Source organism: Rhodococcus sp. TAF43 (genome assembly GCF_052113525.1).
In the GTDB taxonomy this organism is placed as follows: Bacteria; Actinomycetota; Actinomycetes; order Mycobacteriales; family Mycobacteriaceae; genus Prescottella.
The window spans coordinates 1-15,596 of the sequence record NZ_JBFRDL010000075.1 but is presented as its reverse complement, the minus strand read 5'-3'; the positions used below and the strand labels follow the sequence as shown (position 1 = coordinate 15,596).

At 67.2% G+C, this 15,596-nt stretch carries 14 protein-coding genes and 1 riboswitch; of the genes, 8 read left to right on the top strand and 6 right to left on the bottom strand.

Annotation, left to right across the window (positions count from 1 at the left end; translation table 11 throughout):
• Positions 1–131 precede the first annotated feature (131 nt).
• A complete protein-coding gene (locus AB4Z09_RS27455; RefSeq protein WP_174911049.1) occupies positions 132–743 on the bottom strand; it encodes a C40 family peptidase in 612 nt (203 codons plus the stop codon).
• A 15-nt stretch (positions 744–758) separates the two neighbouring features.
• A riboswitch (cyclic di-AMP (ydaO/yuaA leader) is annotated at positions 759–923 on the bottom strand.
• A 503-nt stretch (positions 924–1,426) separates the two neighbouring features.
• Here AB4Z09_RS27455 and AB4Z09_RS27450 point away from each other — a divergent pair.
• Positions 1,427–3,175 carry a DEDD exonuclease domain-containing protein gene (locus AB4Z09_RS27450; RefSeq protein ID WP_174911051.1) on the top strand — a complete coding sequence of 583 codons (1,749 nt, stop codon included), beginning with the start codon at positions 1,427–1,429 and terminating at the stop codon, positions 3,173–3,175.
• Positions 3,176–3,184: 9 nt separating this feature from the next.
• Positions 3,185–3,460 carry an Lrp/AsnC family transcriptional regulator gene (locus AB4Z09_RS27445; RefSeq protein WP_174911054.1) on the top strand — a complete coding sequence of 92 codons (276 nt, stop codon included), beginning with the start codon at positions 3,185–3,187 and terminating at the stop codon, positions 3,458–3,460.
• 51 nt (positions 3,461–3,511) lie between these two features.
• Here the strand turns inward: AB4Z09_RS27445 and trpD are convergent, their stop codons facing one another.
• Entirely contained in the window at positions 3,512–4,603 is a 1,092-nt protein-coding gene (trpD, locus tag AB4Z09_RS27440; protein ID WP_174914807.1) for an anthranilate phosphoribosyltransferase, read from the bottom strand.
• A 76-nt stretch (positions 4,604–4,679) separates the two neighbouring features.
• The gene (locus AB4Z09_RS27435; protein WP_174911057.1) at positions 4,680–5,123 is read right to left on the bottom strand and encodes a hypothetical protein; all 444 of its coding nucleotides are present in this window, start codon (positions 5,121–5,123) and stop codon (positions 4,680–4,682) included.
• A 126-nt stretch (positions 5,124–5,249) separates the two neighbouring features.
• On the opposite strand from AB4Z09_RS27435, the gene ctaE reads away from it, so the two are divergent.
• The 5 genes from ctaE to AB4Z09_RS27410 all read left to right on the top strand — a co-directional run bounded on the left by ctaE (position 5,250) and on the right by AB4Z09_RS27410 (position 11,220).
• Positions 5,250–5,861 carry an aa3-type cytochrome oxidase subunit III gene (gene ctaE, locus AB4Z09_RS27430; protein WP_114719255.1) on the top strand — a complete coding sequence of 204 codons (612 nt, stop codon included), beginning with the start codon at positions 5,250–5,252 and terminating at the stop codon, positions 5,859–5,861.
• Positions 5,862–5,924: 63 nt separating this feature from the next.
• Positions 5,925–6,797: a cytochrome bc1 complex diheme cytochrome c subunit gene (gene qcrC / locus AB4Z09_RS27425; protein WP_174911060.1), complete on the top strand. Its 873-nt coding sequence runs from the start codon at positions 5,925–5,927 to the stop codon at positions 6,795–6,797.
• Entirely contained in the window at positions 6,794–7,930 is a 1,137-nt protein-coding gene (gene qcrA, locus AB4Z09_RS27420; protein WP_442241203.1) for a cytochrome bc1 complex Rieske iron-sulfur subunit, read from the top strand. The genes qcrC and qcrA overlap by 4 nt, the downstream gene beginning before the upstream one ends.
• Positions 7,927–9,585, top strand: coding sequence for a cytochrome bc1 complex cytochrome b subunit (qcrB, locus tag AB4Z09_RS27415; RefSeq protein WP_114719253.1), 1,659 nt, complete (start codon positions 7,927–7,929; stop codon positions 9,583–9,585). The genes qcrA and qcrB overlap by 4 nt, the downstream gene beginning before the upstream one ends.
• Positions 9,586–9,768: 183 nt before the next feature.
• A complete protein-coding gene (locus AB4Z09_RS27410) occupies positions 9,769–11,220 on the top strand; it encodes a carotenoid oxygenase family protein (RefSeq protein WP_442241202.1) in 1,452 nt (483 codons plus the stop codon).
• Positions 11,221–11,246: 26 nt separating this feature from the next.
• On the opposite strand, the gene AB4Z09_RS27405 is transcribed toward AB4Z09_RS27410, so the two are convergent.
• The 3 genes from AB4Z09_RS27405 to ctaC form a co-directional block, all read right to left on the bottom strand.
• On the bottom strand, positions 11,247–11,744 hold the full coding sequence (locus AB4Z09_RS27405) for a hypothetical protein (RefSeq protein WP_442241201.1): 498 nt from the start codon (positions 11,742–11,744) through the stop codon (positions 11,247–11,249).
• Between the two features lie 157 nt (positions 11,745–11,901).
• Positions 11,902–12,318, bottom strand: coding sequence for a cytochrome c oxidase subunit 4 (locus tag AB4Z09_RS27400; protein WP_174911068.1), 417 nt, complete (start codon positions 12,316–12,318; stop codon positions 11,902–11,904).
• Positions 12,319–12,360: 42 nt separating this feature from the next.
• Positions 12,361–13,425, bottom strand: coding sequence for an aa3-type cytochrome oxidase subunit II (gene ctaC, locus AB4Z09_RS27395; protein ID WP_254622559.1), 1,065 nt, complete (start codon positions 13,423–13,425; stop codon positions 12,361–12,363).
• Positions 13,426–13,725: 300 nt separating this feature from the next.
• On the opposite strand from ctaC, the gene asnB reads away from it, so the two are divergent.
• On the top strand, positions 13,726–15,596 hold a 1,871-nt coding region (gene asnB / locus AB4Z09_RS27390; protein WP_442241200.1), incomplete at its 3' end, for an asparagine synthase (glutamine-hydrolyzing).

Below are 15,596 nucleotides of genomic sequence, written 5' to 3'. Positions count from 1 at the left end.
GGCATTACGGTGGGACACGAGAACCTCCGAGCGGATGTGGGCCTTAGACAAGCCACACCCCACTCGGAGGTTCTCTTCACATCAAGCCGACACGCCCGCTACCAACGTCCTGACCGGGTACATCTAGCGCGTCACGCGTAGCGGCGTGCGCCGTCGAACGGCATCGACGACACGGGCGCCAGCTTGACCGGCTGACCCGCGGTCGAGGCGTGGATGACATTGCCGTCGCCCGCGTAGATGCCCGAGTGGCTTCCGCCGTAGAACGAGATCACGTCGCCGACCTGCAGGTCGGACTGGGCCACGGCGAAACCGGCGGCGGCCTGGTCGTAGCTCGTGCGCGGGAGGTTCAGACCGGCCTGCTTGTAGGCCCACTGGACCAGACCCGAGCAGTCGAACGCGTCCGGGCCGGCAGCGCCGTACACGTACGGGGCACCGAGCTTGGCCCTGGCGGCCTCGACGGCCTTCTCACCTGCGGTGACGATGGGGGCGAGCGAGGCCGGAACCGCAGCCGCGCTGCCGGTCGCGACGCCGGGCACGATGCCCTCGGGAATGCTCGGGGTGATGCTCGCGATCGCGGCGTCGACCTGCTGCTGCGTCACACCGGGGACCTCGACGGTGCCGACACCCGGGATGTTGATCGGATCGGCAAGGGCGGGGGCGGCGGAAACCGTGACGGCTCCGACGGCAAGTGCGCCGGCAACGGCGGCGCGACGCGCGGAACGCGTGAAAGTAGATGACGCCACGAGAAAGGGGACTCCGTTTCTTCCGTTCGTCCGCCGACCGAGTTAGCTGACGGGTTCGGGCTGGGAAGATCAGCCCTACCCGACGACACCGCAGCGCGGCTTCGACGGGATTCACCCCAGAAAAACTTGGGTTCCCGGCTCGTCCCCTCCGGAGAGGTTCCGATTAGGCGGTCCCAGCGATGCCGTCCCGGGTGGGGCGGCAAGACTCCGCTAGGTCTCGAGAAGATTACGAAAGCGCATCCCTCGTGTCGACTTGGACGCGCGGAAATCGCTCCGTTTTCCCGATTTGCCGGGTTTGAACCCGCTTCGATCGACACATGATCACGACGAGATAACGAGCGGTCCCTCTCCCTCGCGCCCGCGACCGGCACCCCGCGCCCCGCCGGGGACCGACCACACCCCGACAGAAGCCCGTGTATCCGGCGTCACCACTGGTCAACGCCGATCGACACCGCGCCGGGCCGAGGGACGCAGCGCCCCCGCCGACAACGGCACACGACCCACACGCGGCCACCGAAACCGCAGTCCCGCAACGAAGATCACGCGCCACACATTCGACGAACCCGCCGGGCCGGTGTGATCCTCGTCTCTCCAGGCCGAATCGCCACCCGATCCACCGACTTCTGGTGCGTGCCCCCGCGTGCCGCGGGCACTGTCGGTGCCGGTCTCTAGTGTCCCGAGGCGTGAGTGCGCCGCGATCCGCCCGTTCGACCGACGGAACCCAACTGACGTTCGACGAGCTGGACACACCGCTGCGCGAGATCACCTTCGTCGTCGTCGACCTCGAAACCACCGGCGGCAGCGCCGATACCGATGCCATCACCGAGATCGGCGCCGTGAAGGTGCGTGGCGGCGAGATCGTCGGTGAGCTCGGGACTCTCATCGACCCGGGACGCGCGATCCCGCCGTACATCGTCGAGATCACCGGGATCACGACCGCGATGGTGCGCGGTGCACCCCGCATCGACGCCGTCCTGCCCGCGTTCCTCGAGTTCGCCCGCGGTGCCGTGCTGGTCGCCCACAACGCGGGATTCGACGTCGGGTTCCTCAAGGCCGCCGCGGCCCGCCAGGACATCCCCTGGCCCAAGTTCCAGGTGTTGTGCACCGTGAAGCTCGCCCGCCGTGTCCTGAGCCGCGACGAGGCGCCGTCGGTGAAGCTCTCGGCGCTCGCGACCCTGTTCGGGGCCGAGACCACCCCGACGCACCGCGCACTCGACGACGCCAAGGCCACGGTCGACGTCCTGCACTCCCTCATCGGCCGGGTCGGCAATCAGGGTGTGCACAGCCTCCCCGAGCTTCTCGACTACCTGCCGCGGGTGTCGTCCGAACAGCGCGCCAAGCGCACACTCGCGAGCCACCTCCCCCGCACCCCCGGGGTCTACCTGTTCCGCGGCCCGTCCGACGAGGTCCTCTACGTCGGCACCGCGACCGATCTCCGCCGCCGGGTCCGTACCTACTTCACCGGGTCGGAGACGCGGGGGCGGATGAAGGAGATGGTCGCGCTCGCCACACGGATCGATCACGTCGAATGCGCGCATCCACTCGAGGCCGGGGTACGCGAGCTCCGACTGCTCAGCGCCCACGTGCCCCCGTACAACCGCCGATCCAAGTTCCCGATGCGCGGCTGGTGGGTCACCCTCACCGACGAGGCCTTCCCGCGCCTCTCGGTGGTCCGTACAGCGACGATCGACGCGCTGGGGCCGTTCCGGTCCCGCACCGACGCCGCCGACGCCGCACAGACCGTCGCCGAGTTCTGCGGCCTGCGGACGTGCACCACGCGCATCCGCCGGGGCCAGCCGCACGGACCCAAGTGCCCTCCCCGCGATCTCGGCGGCTGTCCCGCGATCTCCGACGACGAGGACGGCTACGCCGTCGCGCCCGAGCGGGCGCGGGCATTGTTCCGCGGCACCGACGACGCGCCACTGCACCGAATGCGCGACCGGATCGAGGAGTTGGCGGCCGCCGAACTGTTCGAGAGCGCCGCACGACTGCGTGACCGCACCGCGGCGCTCGGGCTGGCCCTTCGGCGCATGCAACGGCTCGGGTCGCTGACCGCCGTCGACGAGCTGATCGCGGCCCGGCGGGCGGCCGACGGCGGGTGGGAGTTCGCGGTGGTCCGCTCCGGGCGCCTGGCCGCCGCCGGCGTCGCACTGCGCGGGGTTCCACCGATGCCGGTGGTCGAGGCGCTGGTGGCGTCGGCGGAGACCGTCCTGCCCGATGCGACTCCGCTCCGCGGCGCCTCGCCCGAGGAAGTGGGGCTCGTCGCACGATGGCTGCACGCCGACGGCACCCGCATCGTCCGAACCAGTGCGGGATACGGCGAACCGGCCCACGGAGCGGGTTCGTGGGAGGACTGGTGCACGCTGGCGCGGGGCGCGGCACCGCCTACTGTGTTGGACGAACGACAGCACCGTGCCGCACCAGAGCACTGAAGGAGCACCATGATCAACGCCATCGTCATGATCCACGCCGAGGCCGACCGGATCCCCGAGACCGCGCAGGCGGTGGCCGATCTCGCCGGAGTTGCCGAGGTCTATTCGTGCGCGGGCGACATCGACCTGATCGCGATCGTGAAGGTCCGCGACCACGCACAGATCGCCGAGGTCGTGACCGAGCGGATCAACAAGGTGCCCGGCGTGCTCAAGACCGCGACGCACATCGCTTTCCAGTCGTACTCGAGCGCCGACGTCGAGGCGGCCTTCTCGCTCGGCGAGTAGACCGCCCGGTCCCGGGGCGTCGGAGCCCCGGGACCATCGAACGCGTCCGCCTCAGCGTTTGGCGGCCAACTCCACGGTCAAGGCGGCCCAACGCTCCAGCAGGGCCGCTGCCGCACCGGAATCGATCGCCCGAGCGGCCTTCTCCATGCCCGCCGCCAGCGACTCCTCGAGGCTGCCGGACAGCCCGTCGTACGCGGCGATCGCGCCCGCCGCGTTCAGCAGCACCGCGTCCCGCACGGCGCCCTCGTCGCCGGCGAAGATTCCCCGCGCCACCCGCGCATTGTCGACCGCATCGCCACCGCGCAGCGCGTCGAGCGGAACGCGGGCGATCCCGAGGTCCGTCGGATCCAGCTTCTGGGTCCGCACGGTGCCGCCGGACACGACGTACACCTCCGACGTCGTCGAGGTGGTGATCTCGTCGAGTCCGTCGTCACCGCGCACGACCAGCGCCGAGTTCCCGCGTTCCGCGAGCACCCCGGCGACGACCGGGATGAGGTCCTGGAACGCGCACCCGATCAGACCGGCCCGCGGACGCGCCGGGTTGGTGAGCGGTCCGAGCACGTTGAAGACGGTGGGAATTCCGATCTCCTTGCGCGGGGCTCCCGCGAATCGCAGCGCCGGGTGGAACACCGGGGCGAAGCAGAAGCCGATCCCGACCTCCTCCACACACCGCGCGACGTCCTGGGCACCGAGATTGATGTGCACGCCCAGCGCCTCGAGAACGTCGGCGCCGCCGCTCTTCGACGACGCGGCCCGGTTGCCGTGCTTGACCACCCGCACGCCGGCGGCGGCGACGACGACCGCCGCCATCGTCGAGATATTGACCGTGTGCGACCGGTCGCCGCCCGTGCCGACGACATCGACGACGTCCGGCGACACCGGCACCGTCTTCGCGTGGCCCAGCATCGCGTCGGCGAGTCCGCGCAGCTCCGCGGGGGTCGCCCCCTTCATCTTCAGCGCGACGCCGAAGGCCGCGATCTGCGCCGAGGTCGCGGCGTCGGACATGATCTCGTCCATCGCCCACGCGGTGTCGTCGGCGGTGAGGTCACGACCGTCGGTGAGGGCTCCCAGGACCGCGGGCCAGCTCCGGTCAGTCGCGCCTGCCACTCGTTCCGTGCCTTGCGCTACTGCCTGCCGCACCATCACGACCCTTTCTGCCGGGCGCCCACCAACTGCCGGGTGGGCATGTCGCCCCGCAGCTTAGTGCGCGTGCCGCGGGTCACGACGCGGACGGCGGTTGCAGGCCCTCCCAACCGAGCGCCGTGCCACCCCAGCGCTGCGCCAGGCCCGCCATCCGGGATCGCTCCTGCGAACAATGCAGGGCATCGAGGATCTGGACCCGTTCGAGGACCACGGACACCGTTCCGTCGTCGGCCGACTCCGGATCGCCCGCCAGTTCGTAGCCGTCCTGGGCCGCCACGGCGACCGCGTCCCGGACCTCGGCGACGGGGAGCCGCAGGTGATGCCGGAGCACCGCCTCGGCCTCGGGGATCCAGGCGGGATCGCCGCCGGCGCCGCGTTCGAGAACCGTCGACGACGCCTCCGCGTCGTCGAATCCCGACACGACCACGACGAGATCCGGACGAGTTCGATCGAGAGGGGCCGGCGCGCTCCGAGACAGAAGACCGTTGATCCAACGTGCGACGCCGCGCCTGAGTTCCATGCGCTTACCTTGCCATGTTCGCCGGGACCCGCTGACGCGACCGGATAACACGCTCTGACGTGGGACGACGCGCCGACATAGGACCCGGCTACCCGTCTGTTACGACAAGGCGTCATACTTCTCAGCGTGACGAGCGCAGTAGGGACTTCAGGATCGGCAATCACCCAGCGCGTGCACTCGCTGAACCGGCCAAACATGGTCAGCGTCGGCACCATCGTGTGGTTGTCAAGCGAGCTCATGTTTTTCGCAGGGCTCTTCGCTATGTACTTCGTTGCGCGGGCGCAGGCGGGCGACAACTGGCCGCCGGAACCCGTGCATCTCAACCTGGCACTGGCAGTGCCGGTCACCCTCGTACTGATCGCCTCCTCCTTCACCTGCCAGATGGGCGTTTTCGCCGCGGAGAAGGGTGATGTCTTCGGACTTCGGCGGTGGTACCTGGTGACTCTCGCCATGGGCACGTTCTTCGTGCTCGGCCAGGGCTTCGAGTACATCACGCTCGTCAAGGAAGGGGTGACGATTTCGAGCAGCGTGTACGGCTCGGTGTTCTTCATGACCACCGGCTTCCACGGTCTGCACGTCATCGGCGGCCTCATCGCCTTCGTCTTCTTGATCGTCCGCACCAAGGTCAGCAAGTTCACGCCTGCACAGGCAACTGCGGCGATCGTCGTCTCGTATTACTGGCACTTCGTCGACATTGTGTGGATCGGCCTGTTCGCCACGATTTATTTCATCCGTTAGCCAGCTGGACGCCCAGGCAGCCCCCTGACGCTTCAGTCGTCCCGACATACCAAAGGGATACAGATGAGTTCATCCCCCCCTCCCGCAATCGAGGGTGACATGCCCCACCGTCCCGCAGCAGCCTCTGCGGCCAAGACGCGACGTCAGCGCAAGATGCGCCGTCGCGTCACCGGCGCGCTGATCCTCATGCTGGGCCTGGTCAGCGCTGGTTTCCTCGCTTCCGCCTTGACGCCTGCACCGCAGGTCGCCACCGCGAGCGACGACTCCGCCGCCCTGATCCGCGAAGGCAAGCAGCTCTACGACACCTCCTGCATCACGTGCCACGGCGCGAACCTGCAGGGTGTCCAGGACCGCGGCCCCAGCCTGATCGGTGTCGGTGAGGCAGCCGTGTACTTCCAGGTGTCGTCCGGTCGTATGCCCGCCGCACGCAACGAGGCCCAGGCTTCCCGCAAGCCGGCCAAGTTCGACGCGCGCCAGACCGACGCCATCGGCGCCTACGTCCAGTCGCAGGGTGGCGGCCCCACCCTCGTCCGCGACGAGAACGGCGAGATCGCACAGTCGTCGCTGCGTGGCGGCGATGTCGCGCGCGGTAGCGAGCTGTTCCGCCTCAACTGCGCGTCGTGCCACAACTTCACCGGGCGCGGCGGTGCGCTGTCCTCCGGTAAGTACGCCCCCGTTCTGGATCCGGCCAGCGAGCAGCAGATCTATGCCGCCATGGTCACGGGCCCCCAGAACATGCCCAAGTTCTCCGACCGCCAGCTGACGCTGGAGGAGAAGAAGGACATCATCGCCTACGTCAAGCAGTCGAGCGAGAACAAGAACCCGGGTGGTTACGGTCTCGGCGGCATCGGACCGGGGTCCGAGGGCCTCGCTATGTGGGTCATCGGCATCGTCGCTGTCGTCGGTGCAGCACTGTGGATCGGAGCAAGGTCATGAGCGACGCCGGCAGCGGCGATACGCCGAAGAAGTACACGGACGACGAACTCGACCGGATGAGCCGGGACGAACTCGTCGAACTCGGTACCAATCTCGACGGCGTCGATGTCGCGTTCCGTAGGGATCGCTGGGCGGTCGAGGGCACCAAGGCCGAGAAGCGCGCCGAGCGCTCGGTGGCCTTCTGGTTCATCCTGGCGGGCCTGTCCGCGATCGCCTTCATCGGCATCTTCCTGTTCTGGCCCTGGGAGTACGCGGGCCCGGGCGAGGACACCTACTGGGCGTACAACCTCTACACGCCGCTGATCGGCTTCACCATGGGTCTCGCGATCCTCGGTGTCGGCGTCGGCGCGGTGAAGTTCACCAAGAAGTTCGTCCCCGAAGAGGTCTCGATCCAGGACCGCCACGACGGCGGTTCGGCCGAGGTCGACAAGAAGACCCTCGTCGCTCAGCTGAGCGACACCCTCGACACGTCGACGATCGGCCGCCGCAAGGTCATCAAGCGCAGCCTGATCTTCGGTGGTGGCGCGCTCGGCATCATGTCGGTCATGCCCCTCGGTGGCCTGATCAAGAACCCGTGGGCCAAGGGCGACAACTCCCCGCTGTGGGTGTCCGGATGGACCCCGCGCTACAAGGGCGAGACGATCTACCTGCGTCGCGACACCGGTCGTCCGCACGACATCGTGCTGGTGCGCCCCGAGGATCTCGACGCCGGCTCCATGGAGACGGTGTTCCCGTTCCGTGAGTCCGAGYGTGGCAACGACGAGGAGCTGTTCAAGGCTCTGCGCGGCATCCGCAATGCGGTCATGCTCATCCGCCTGCGCACCGAGGACACCCAGAAGGTCGTCAAGCGCAAGGACCAGGAGAGCTTCAACTACGGCGATTACTTCGCGTACTCGAAGATCTGCACCCACCTCGGCTGCCCCACCTCGCTGTACGAGCAGCAGACCAACCGAATCCTGTGCCCCTGCCATCAGTCGCAGTTCGACGCGCTGCAGTACGGCAAGCCGATCTTCGGTCCCGCCGCTCGTGCTCTTCCGCAGCTGCCTATTACAGTGAACGAAGAGGGCTACCTCGTCGCCAACGGTGACTTCATCGAAGCCCTCGGCCCGGCATTTTGGGAGCGTCGACCGTGACCACTACAACCCCATCCAGAGTTGCCGCCCAAGCGGAGGCAGTCGACTCCCGGTACCACATCGCGGCCGGAATGAAGCGACAGATCAACAAGGTCTTCCCGACCCATTGGTCTTTCATGCTCGGCGAGATCGCGCTGTACAGCTTCATCATCCTGCTGATCTCCGGCGTCTACCTGACCCTGTTCTTCGATCCGTCGTTGGCCGAGGTCACCTACAACGGTGCATACGAGCCGCTCCGCGGCGTCGAGATGTCCCGCGCCTACGCGACCACGCTCGACATCTCGTTCGAGGTCCGCGGCGGTCTGTTCGTCCGTCAGATCCACCACTGGGCCGCACTGATGTTCGCAGCGTCGATCATCGTGCACCTGCTGCGCATCTTCTTCACCGGCGCGTTCCGTCGCCCGCGTGAGGCGAACTGGGTCATCGGCTCGCTGCTGCTGATCCTGGCGATGTTCGAGGGCTTCTTCGGCTACTCGCTGCCCGACGACCTGCTGTCCGGCACGGGCCTGCGCGCCGCGCTGTCCGGCATCACGCTCAGCGTCCCGGTCGCCGGCACCTGGCTGCACTGGCTGATCTTCGGTGGCGACTTCCCCGGCACCCTGATCATCCCGCGCCTGTACGTCGCACACGTGCTGCTGCTGCCCGGCATCATCCTGGCCCTCATCGCCGCGCACCTCGCGCTGGTGTGGTACCAGAAGCACACGCAGTTCCCCGGCCCCGGCCGCACCGAGCAGAACGTCGTCGGCGTTCGCATCCTCCCGGTGTTCGCTCTCAAGGGCGGCGCGTTCTTCGCGTTCACGTTCGGCATCCTCGCCCTGATGGGTGGTCTGCTGCAGATCAACCCGATCTGGAACATCGGCCCGTACAACCCGTCGCAGGTGTCGGCTGGTTCGCAGCCCGACTTCTACATGATGTGGACCGACGGCATGGCGCGTCTGTGGCCTGCGTGGGAGATCTACCTGTTCGATCGCTACACGATTCCCGCGGTGTTCGCTGTCGCGCTGATCATGGGCATCGTGTTCGCACTGCTGATCGCCTACCCGTGGATCGAGAAGAAGTTCACGAAGGACGACGCTCACCACAACCTGCTGCAGCGTCCGCGCGACGTTCCGGTCCGTACCGGTATCGGTGCGATGGCCATCGCGTTCTACCTGGTGCTGACGATCTCGTGCATCAACGACATCATCGCCTACCACCTGGACATCTCGCTCAACGCGATGACCTGGATCGGTCGTATCGGCATGGTGGTCCTGCCTCCGATCGCCTACTACGTCACCTACCGGTTCTGCCTGGGTCTGCAGCGCAGCGACCGCGCGGTGCTCGAGCACGGCATCGAGACGGGCATCATCAAGCGCCTGCCGCATGGTGAGTACGTCGAGATCCACCAGCCGCTCGGCCCGGTCGACGATCACGGCCACCCGATCCCGCTGGAGTACCAGGGTGCCGCGATCCCGAAGAAGATGAACAAGCTCGGATCGGCCGGCAAGCCCGGTTCCGGTAGCTGGGTCTCCCCGGACCCGGTCGAGCAGAGCCAGGCTCTCGAGGCCGCCGAGCATGCCGGCGAGCACGAGCAGCTGAAGGTGCTCACGGAGTACCAGGACCGCGCCCGTGGAATCGGGTCCGGAAACGGCTCCGGCGACGGCGAAGCGCACTAGTTCGCCGAGACTGACGAGGAAGGCCCCGAACCGATATCGGTTCGGGGCCTTCCTCGTTGGCGTCCGGACACTCGGTCGGGTCGGCCGCCTGGCTGGACTGCCAGGTCGAGGAAGCCGGAAAGTGCCCGAAGCTGCCCGGCGGACCTCTACTGTCCTGGACAACGACGAGGTTCCGGGGGTCCGATGGTGGCGAGTTATGTCTACGAACGGTATGCCCCGGTGCGTGCCGAGGTCACCGAGTTCGACCTGCCAGTCCAGGGCGCGATTCCGGAATGGCTCGACGGCCGCTATCTGCGCAACGGCCCCAACCCGATCGCGGACGTGCGTCCGGACGAATACAACTGGTTCACCGGCGACGGCATGGTGCACGGAATCCGGATGAGCGGTGGACGCGCGCTGTGGTACCGCAACAGGTGGGTCGACTCGGAGGTCACGTCGAAGGCGCTGCACCGATCCGCTCCCCCGGAGCACGGCCGCTCACCGCTGCACGGACCGTCCGCGAACACCAACGTCATCGGCTTCGCGGGCCGCACGCTCGCGCTGGTCGAAGCCGGCGTCGCATGCGCCGAACTCTCCTACGATCTGGACACGGTCGACGTGTGCGATTTCGACGGCACGGTGCGTGGCGGCTACACCGCGCATCCGATCGAGGAACCGGAAACCGGCGAGCTCCACGCAATCTCGTACCATTTCGGCCGAGGCGACACCGTTCTCTACACCGTCGTCGGACTGGACGGCCGACTTCGCAGGAAGGTCCCGATCCGGGTCGGCGGCAGCCCAATGATGCACGCATTCTCGCTGACCCGCGACTACGTGGTGATCTACGATCTGCCGGTCACGTTCGACGTCCGCAGCGCCGTCACCGCGAACGTCGCGCGACCGCTCCGTCCCTTCGCCGCGCTCGCGCTCAGTGCCACGATCGGACGCGTCCGCGTGCCGCGTCCCGTCCTGAACCGTCTGCCTCCGACCCGCGCCGGGAGCTTTCCGTACCGCTGGGACAGCCGCTATCCGCCCCGCGTCGGGCTGGTCCCCCGCCACGGTGATCCGACACCGCTGTGGCTGGAGGTCGAGCCGTGCTACGTCTTTCATCCGGTCAACGCCACCAGTGACGACGGGAAGGTGGTCGTGGATCTCGTCGTGCACGAGCGGGTGTTCGACGCCGACCGCACCGGACCGTCCGAGGGGCGTCCGCGACTGGAGCGCTGGCATCTCGAGCCGCGGGTCAGCAACCGGGTCCGCCGGACCCGGCTCGGCGACGAGCACGTGGAGTTTCCGCGGTTCGACGAGCGCTTCACCACCTCGCTCCATCACGATTGCTGGCTCGTCGTCGGCTCCGACGACCTGTCCGGCGAACACCGGCTCATCAGGTCGGATCGTGCCCATGGTGTCCAGGCCATGCGCGACTTCGGTCCGCGATCCGCGGTGGGAGAGTTCGTGTTCCACCCGGAGGCTCCGGACGCCCCGGAGGGCCACGGCGTGGTCATGGGACTGGTATCGGATCTCGGGTCGAAGTCGACGGAGCTGCGGATCCTGGACGCGCGGACGCTCGAGGATCAGGCGTCGATCGCGCTGCCGCAACGGGTACCCGCCGGCTTCCACGGGAACTGGATACCGGACACCGCATCGGCCCTCTGATGGCCGCGCCACGCCACAGGTGGGAGTCAGGCTCGGTCGACAGCGGTGCACAGCTCCCCGATCGCGCAGATCACTCGGTCGCTGTGCGGGTCCATCCAGACGGGAGCGCCGTCGCAGAGACGGGGCACCAGCAGGTGGCGACCACGCGAGGGCCACTGCACGAACTCGTAGCCGGCCAACTCTGTCTGGGTTGTGTCCGCAACCCACACCGCAGCTTCGGCGAACGGGGCTTCGACCGACAGTCCGTTGCACACGCTGAATCCGCTCACGCCGCCGGTTCCGCTCCACCCGATCGTGACGGCGTACTCGGCGCCGATGGACAGTTCCCACATCAGTCTGTCGGGCTGAACGTCACGCCCATGACGCAGGCAACGCAGGTCCCGAGTGACCGCGACGACTGCATCCACCCACGAACCGGGCAGGTCGAACCTCCTACCCGGACTCTCGAAGTAGTCGGGTACGTCGTCGATGATCGCGAAGCGCCACAGGAGACGGTCATGGCATTCGGCCTCGGAGATCCGCATGACGAGCATCCTCCCGGATGCGGTCCGACTCTGTCCGGCCCGACCGCTTTCCGCTGTCGCGGACAGTGCAGCCGGGCGACCTGCGCGCGGAAACGGCTGAAGGCGCCGAACCCCTTTCGGGTTCGGCGCCTTCAGCCGTTGCTGTGAAGCGTTGGAGCTAGTGCTTCTCCGGACCGAGGTGGTACTCGAAAACCAGGCCTGCAGCAGCGGCGATCACGAGGACCACGCCGACGACGATCATCCAGGCCTGGAAGAACGCCAGCGAGATCGCGGCGATCGCAGCGGCACCGGCCAGCAGGATGGGCCAGAAGCTACCGGGGCTGAAGAAGCCCAGATCGCCGGAGCCGTCGGAGATCTCCGCCTCCTCGTAGTCCTCGGGGCGGGTGTCCAGACGGCGGGCCACGAACCGGAAGTACGTGCCGACGATCAGGCTCAGTCCGGCCGAGAGAACGATTGCGGTGAGGCCGGCCCACTCGATTCCGGTCCGCGACATCGCGGTGAAGACACCGTAGACGATCGCGACGAGAATGAAGAACACCGTCAGGATCTCGAAGAGCTTGGCTTCGATCTTCATATCAGTTCTTGTCCTTGGTCAGAGATTCTCGGAATTCGCGGGTCACTTGCCGCTGGTCGATGCTTCGCGCACCGTGCGGTCGGTGTTGAACGGCGAGGTGGAGGTCGCGGTGGGCGACTCGCCGATCGATGCCAGCGCCTCGGCAGTGGTCAGGCCCTTGCCGCCTTCCTCGACGGACTTGCGAGCCTCGATGTACTGCTCGAACTTCTCCGGCGTCACAGCGCGGACCTCGAAGTTCATCATCGCGTGGAAGGTGCCGCACATCTCGGCGCAGCGGCCCACGAACGCGCCTTCCTTCTCGATCTCGCTGATCTGGAAGACGTTGTCCGAGTGGTTCTCCTTCGGGTTCGGGTTCACGTCACGCTTGAACAGGAACTCCGGAACCCAGAACGAGTGGACGACGTCCGACGATGCGAGCACGAACTCGATCCGCTTGCCGGTCGGCAGCACGAGGATCGGAACCTCGTTGCTGGTGCCGACGGTCTCGATCTTGTCGTAGTACAGGTAGGACAGATCCTGGGTGTTCTTACCGTGGATCGGGCCGGTCTTCTCCCGACCGTGCTCGTCGAGGCCCTCGGGCTTCGACGCAGCCAGCGCAGCAGCGGTGGCGGCCTCGTCGGTGCCTTCGTACTTCGCCGTGCCGTCACCGAGATCGATCGTGCGGTAGCCGAACTTCCAGTTCCACTGGTACGCCGTCACATCGACGACGACGTTCGGATTGTCCTTCTTCTCCGTGACGTAGTTCTGCACGACCACGGTGAAGTAGAAGAGCACAGCGATGATCACGAACGGAACTGCCGTGTAGAACAGCTCCAGCGGCACGTTGTATGCCGTCTGCCGGGGGAACTCGGGCGAGTCCTTCTTCTTACGGTGGAAGATAACCACCCAGAAGGTGAGACCCCACACGATGACACCCATGACGAGGGCGGCGATGACCGACCACGTCCAGAGTTCGCGCATACGTTCGGCCTGCGGGGTAACTCCCGATGGCCACCCGAAGCGAAGCACCGAATTGTCGATTGAACAACCCGACAGCAGCATGGCAGCTATGCCCAAAGATGCTGCCAGCCCGGCTCGCCGAAGGATCCGACCTTGCGCCACGTTCACGCCTTCCTGATCGCCGCAATTCCACTAGGGCACACCCGAAGGGAAGGCCCAATTACTACGCAGCGTAGACCAAAGGCGTCGATCCTCCACTGTCGGGTCGGCACCCGTGTTGCAGTCAGGACCAATGACCCTCCACCGTACGCGCGCGACCTGGGATTCAGCTGAGTCCCGAGAACCCGAGGACGGTGCGGGCACGATCCGGGAACGGAAACTGCGGCATACTTCCCTGAGGAATTCGGACCGTCTCCGGAAGGCCGACTCCCTACCGACAATCGACTCTGAATCGAGGTACTGGACGCCGTGTGCGGACTGCTCGGACTACTCACCACCGACGGCACCAGCGACGACGCCGTCGCGCGCGTCGATGCGGCCATGCACTGTCTGCGTCATCGCGGGCCCGACGAACACGGCACCTGGCACGACGACGATCTGATCTTCGGCTTCAACCGGCTGTCGATCATCGACATCGAGCACTCGCACCAGCCGCTGCGCTGGGGTCCCCCGGAGAACCCGGAGCGTTATGCCCTGACCTTCAACGGTGAGATCTACAACTACCTGGAGATCCGCGCCGAACTCGCGAAGGATCACGACGCCCGGTTCCGCACCGAGGGCGACAGTGAGGCCATCGTCGCCGCGTTCCACTACTGGGGCGCGGACGCGGTCCGCCGTCTGCGAGGCATGTTCGCGTTCGCGGTGTGGGACACCGAGGCCCGTGAACTGTTCGTGGCACGCGACCCGTTCGGCATCAAGCCGCTGTTCATCGCCACCGGAACGGGCGGCACCGCGTTCGGCAGCGAGAAGAAGAGCCTGCTCGAACTGGCGGACGTCATCGGCATCGACACCGACCTGGATCCGCGGGCGATCGAGCACTACACGGTCCTGCAGTACGTGCCGGAACCGGAGACGCTGCACGCGCAGGTCCGTCGGCTCGAGTCCGGCTGCTACGCACGACTGGCGCCGGGCAAGGCTCCCGAGGTGACCCGCTACTTCACACCGAAGTTCCCGGCCGTGCCGTTCGCCGCCGGCAGCGAACAGGCCCGCTACCGCGAGATCGCGGAGGCGCTGGAGGACTCGGTCGCCAAGCACATGCGCGCCGACGTCACCGTGGGCTCGTTCCTCTCGGGCGGCATCGACTCGACCGCGATCGCGGCGCTCGCCATGCGGCACAACCCGAACCTGATCACGTTCACCACCGGTTTCGAGCGGGAGGGCTACTCCGAGGTCGACGTCGCCGCGGAGTCCGCGGCGGCGATCGGCGCCCGGCACGTCGTCAAGGTGGTCTCCCCCGCCGAGTTCGCGGCCGCGATCCCCGAGATCATCTGGTACCTGGACGATCCGGTCGCCGACCCGGCACTGGTGCCGCTGTGGTTCGTCGCGAAGGAAGCCCGCAAGCACGTCAAGGTGGTCCTCTCGGGCGAGGGCGCGGACGAGCTGTTCGGCGGCTACACGATCTACCGCGAGCCGCTGTCGCTCAAGCCGTTCGAGTACCTGCCGGCTCCGCTGCGCCGGGCCGCCGGCCGGCTCTCGGATCGGATCCCCGAGGGCACCCGCGGCAAGAGCCTGCTGCACCGCGGCTCGATGACGCTCGAGGATCGCTACTACGGCAATGCGCGCAGCTTCAGCGACGCCCAGCTGCGGGCGGTGCTGCGCGACTTCCGCCCCGAGTGGACACACCAGGACGTGACCGCGCCGATCTACGCGCAGTCCCGGGACTGGGATCCGGTGGCGCGCATGCAGCACCTGGACCTGTTCACGTGGATGCGCGGCGACATCCTGGTCAAGGCCGACAAGGTGACGATGGCGAACTCGCTCGAGCTGCGCGTGCCGTTCCTCGACCCCGAGGTGTTCGACGTCGCGTCGCGCGTGCCGCTGGATCAGAAGATCACGAAGACGACGACGAAGTACGCACTGCGGCAGGCACTCGAGGGCATCGTGCCGCCGCACGTGCTGCACCGCGCGAAGTTGGGCTTCCCGGTGCCGCTGCGGCACTGGCTCGCCGGCACGGAGCTGTTCGACTGGGCACACCTGCAGATCGCCGAGTCGCAGACCGACCACATCTTCGACAAGGCTGCCGTCACCCGGATGCTGAACGAGCACCGCGCAGGAACGTCCGATCACAGCCGACGGCTGTGGACGGTCCTGTGCTTCATGGTGGTCCTGTGCTTCATGGT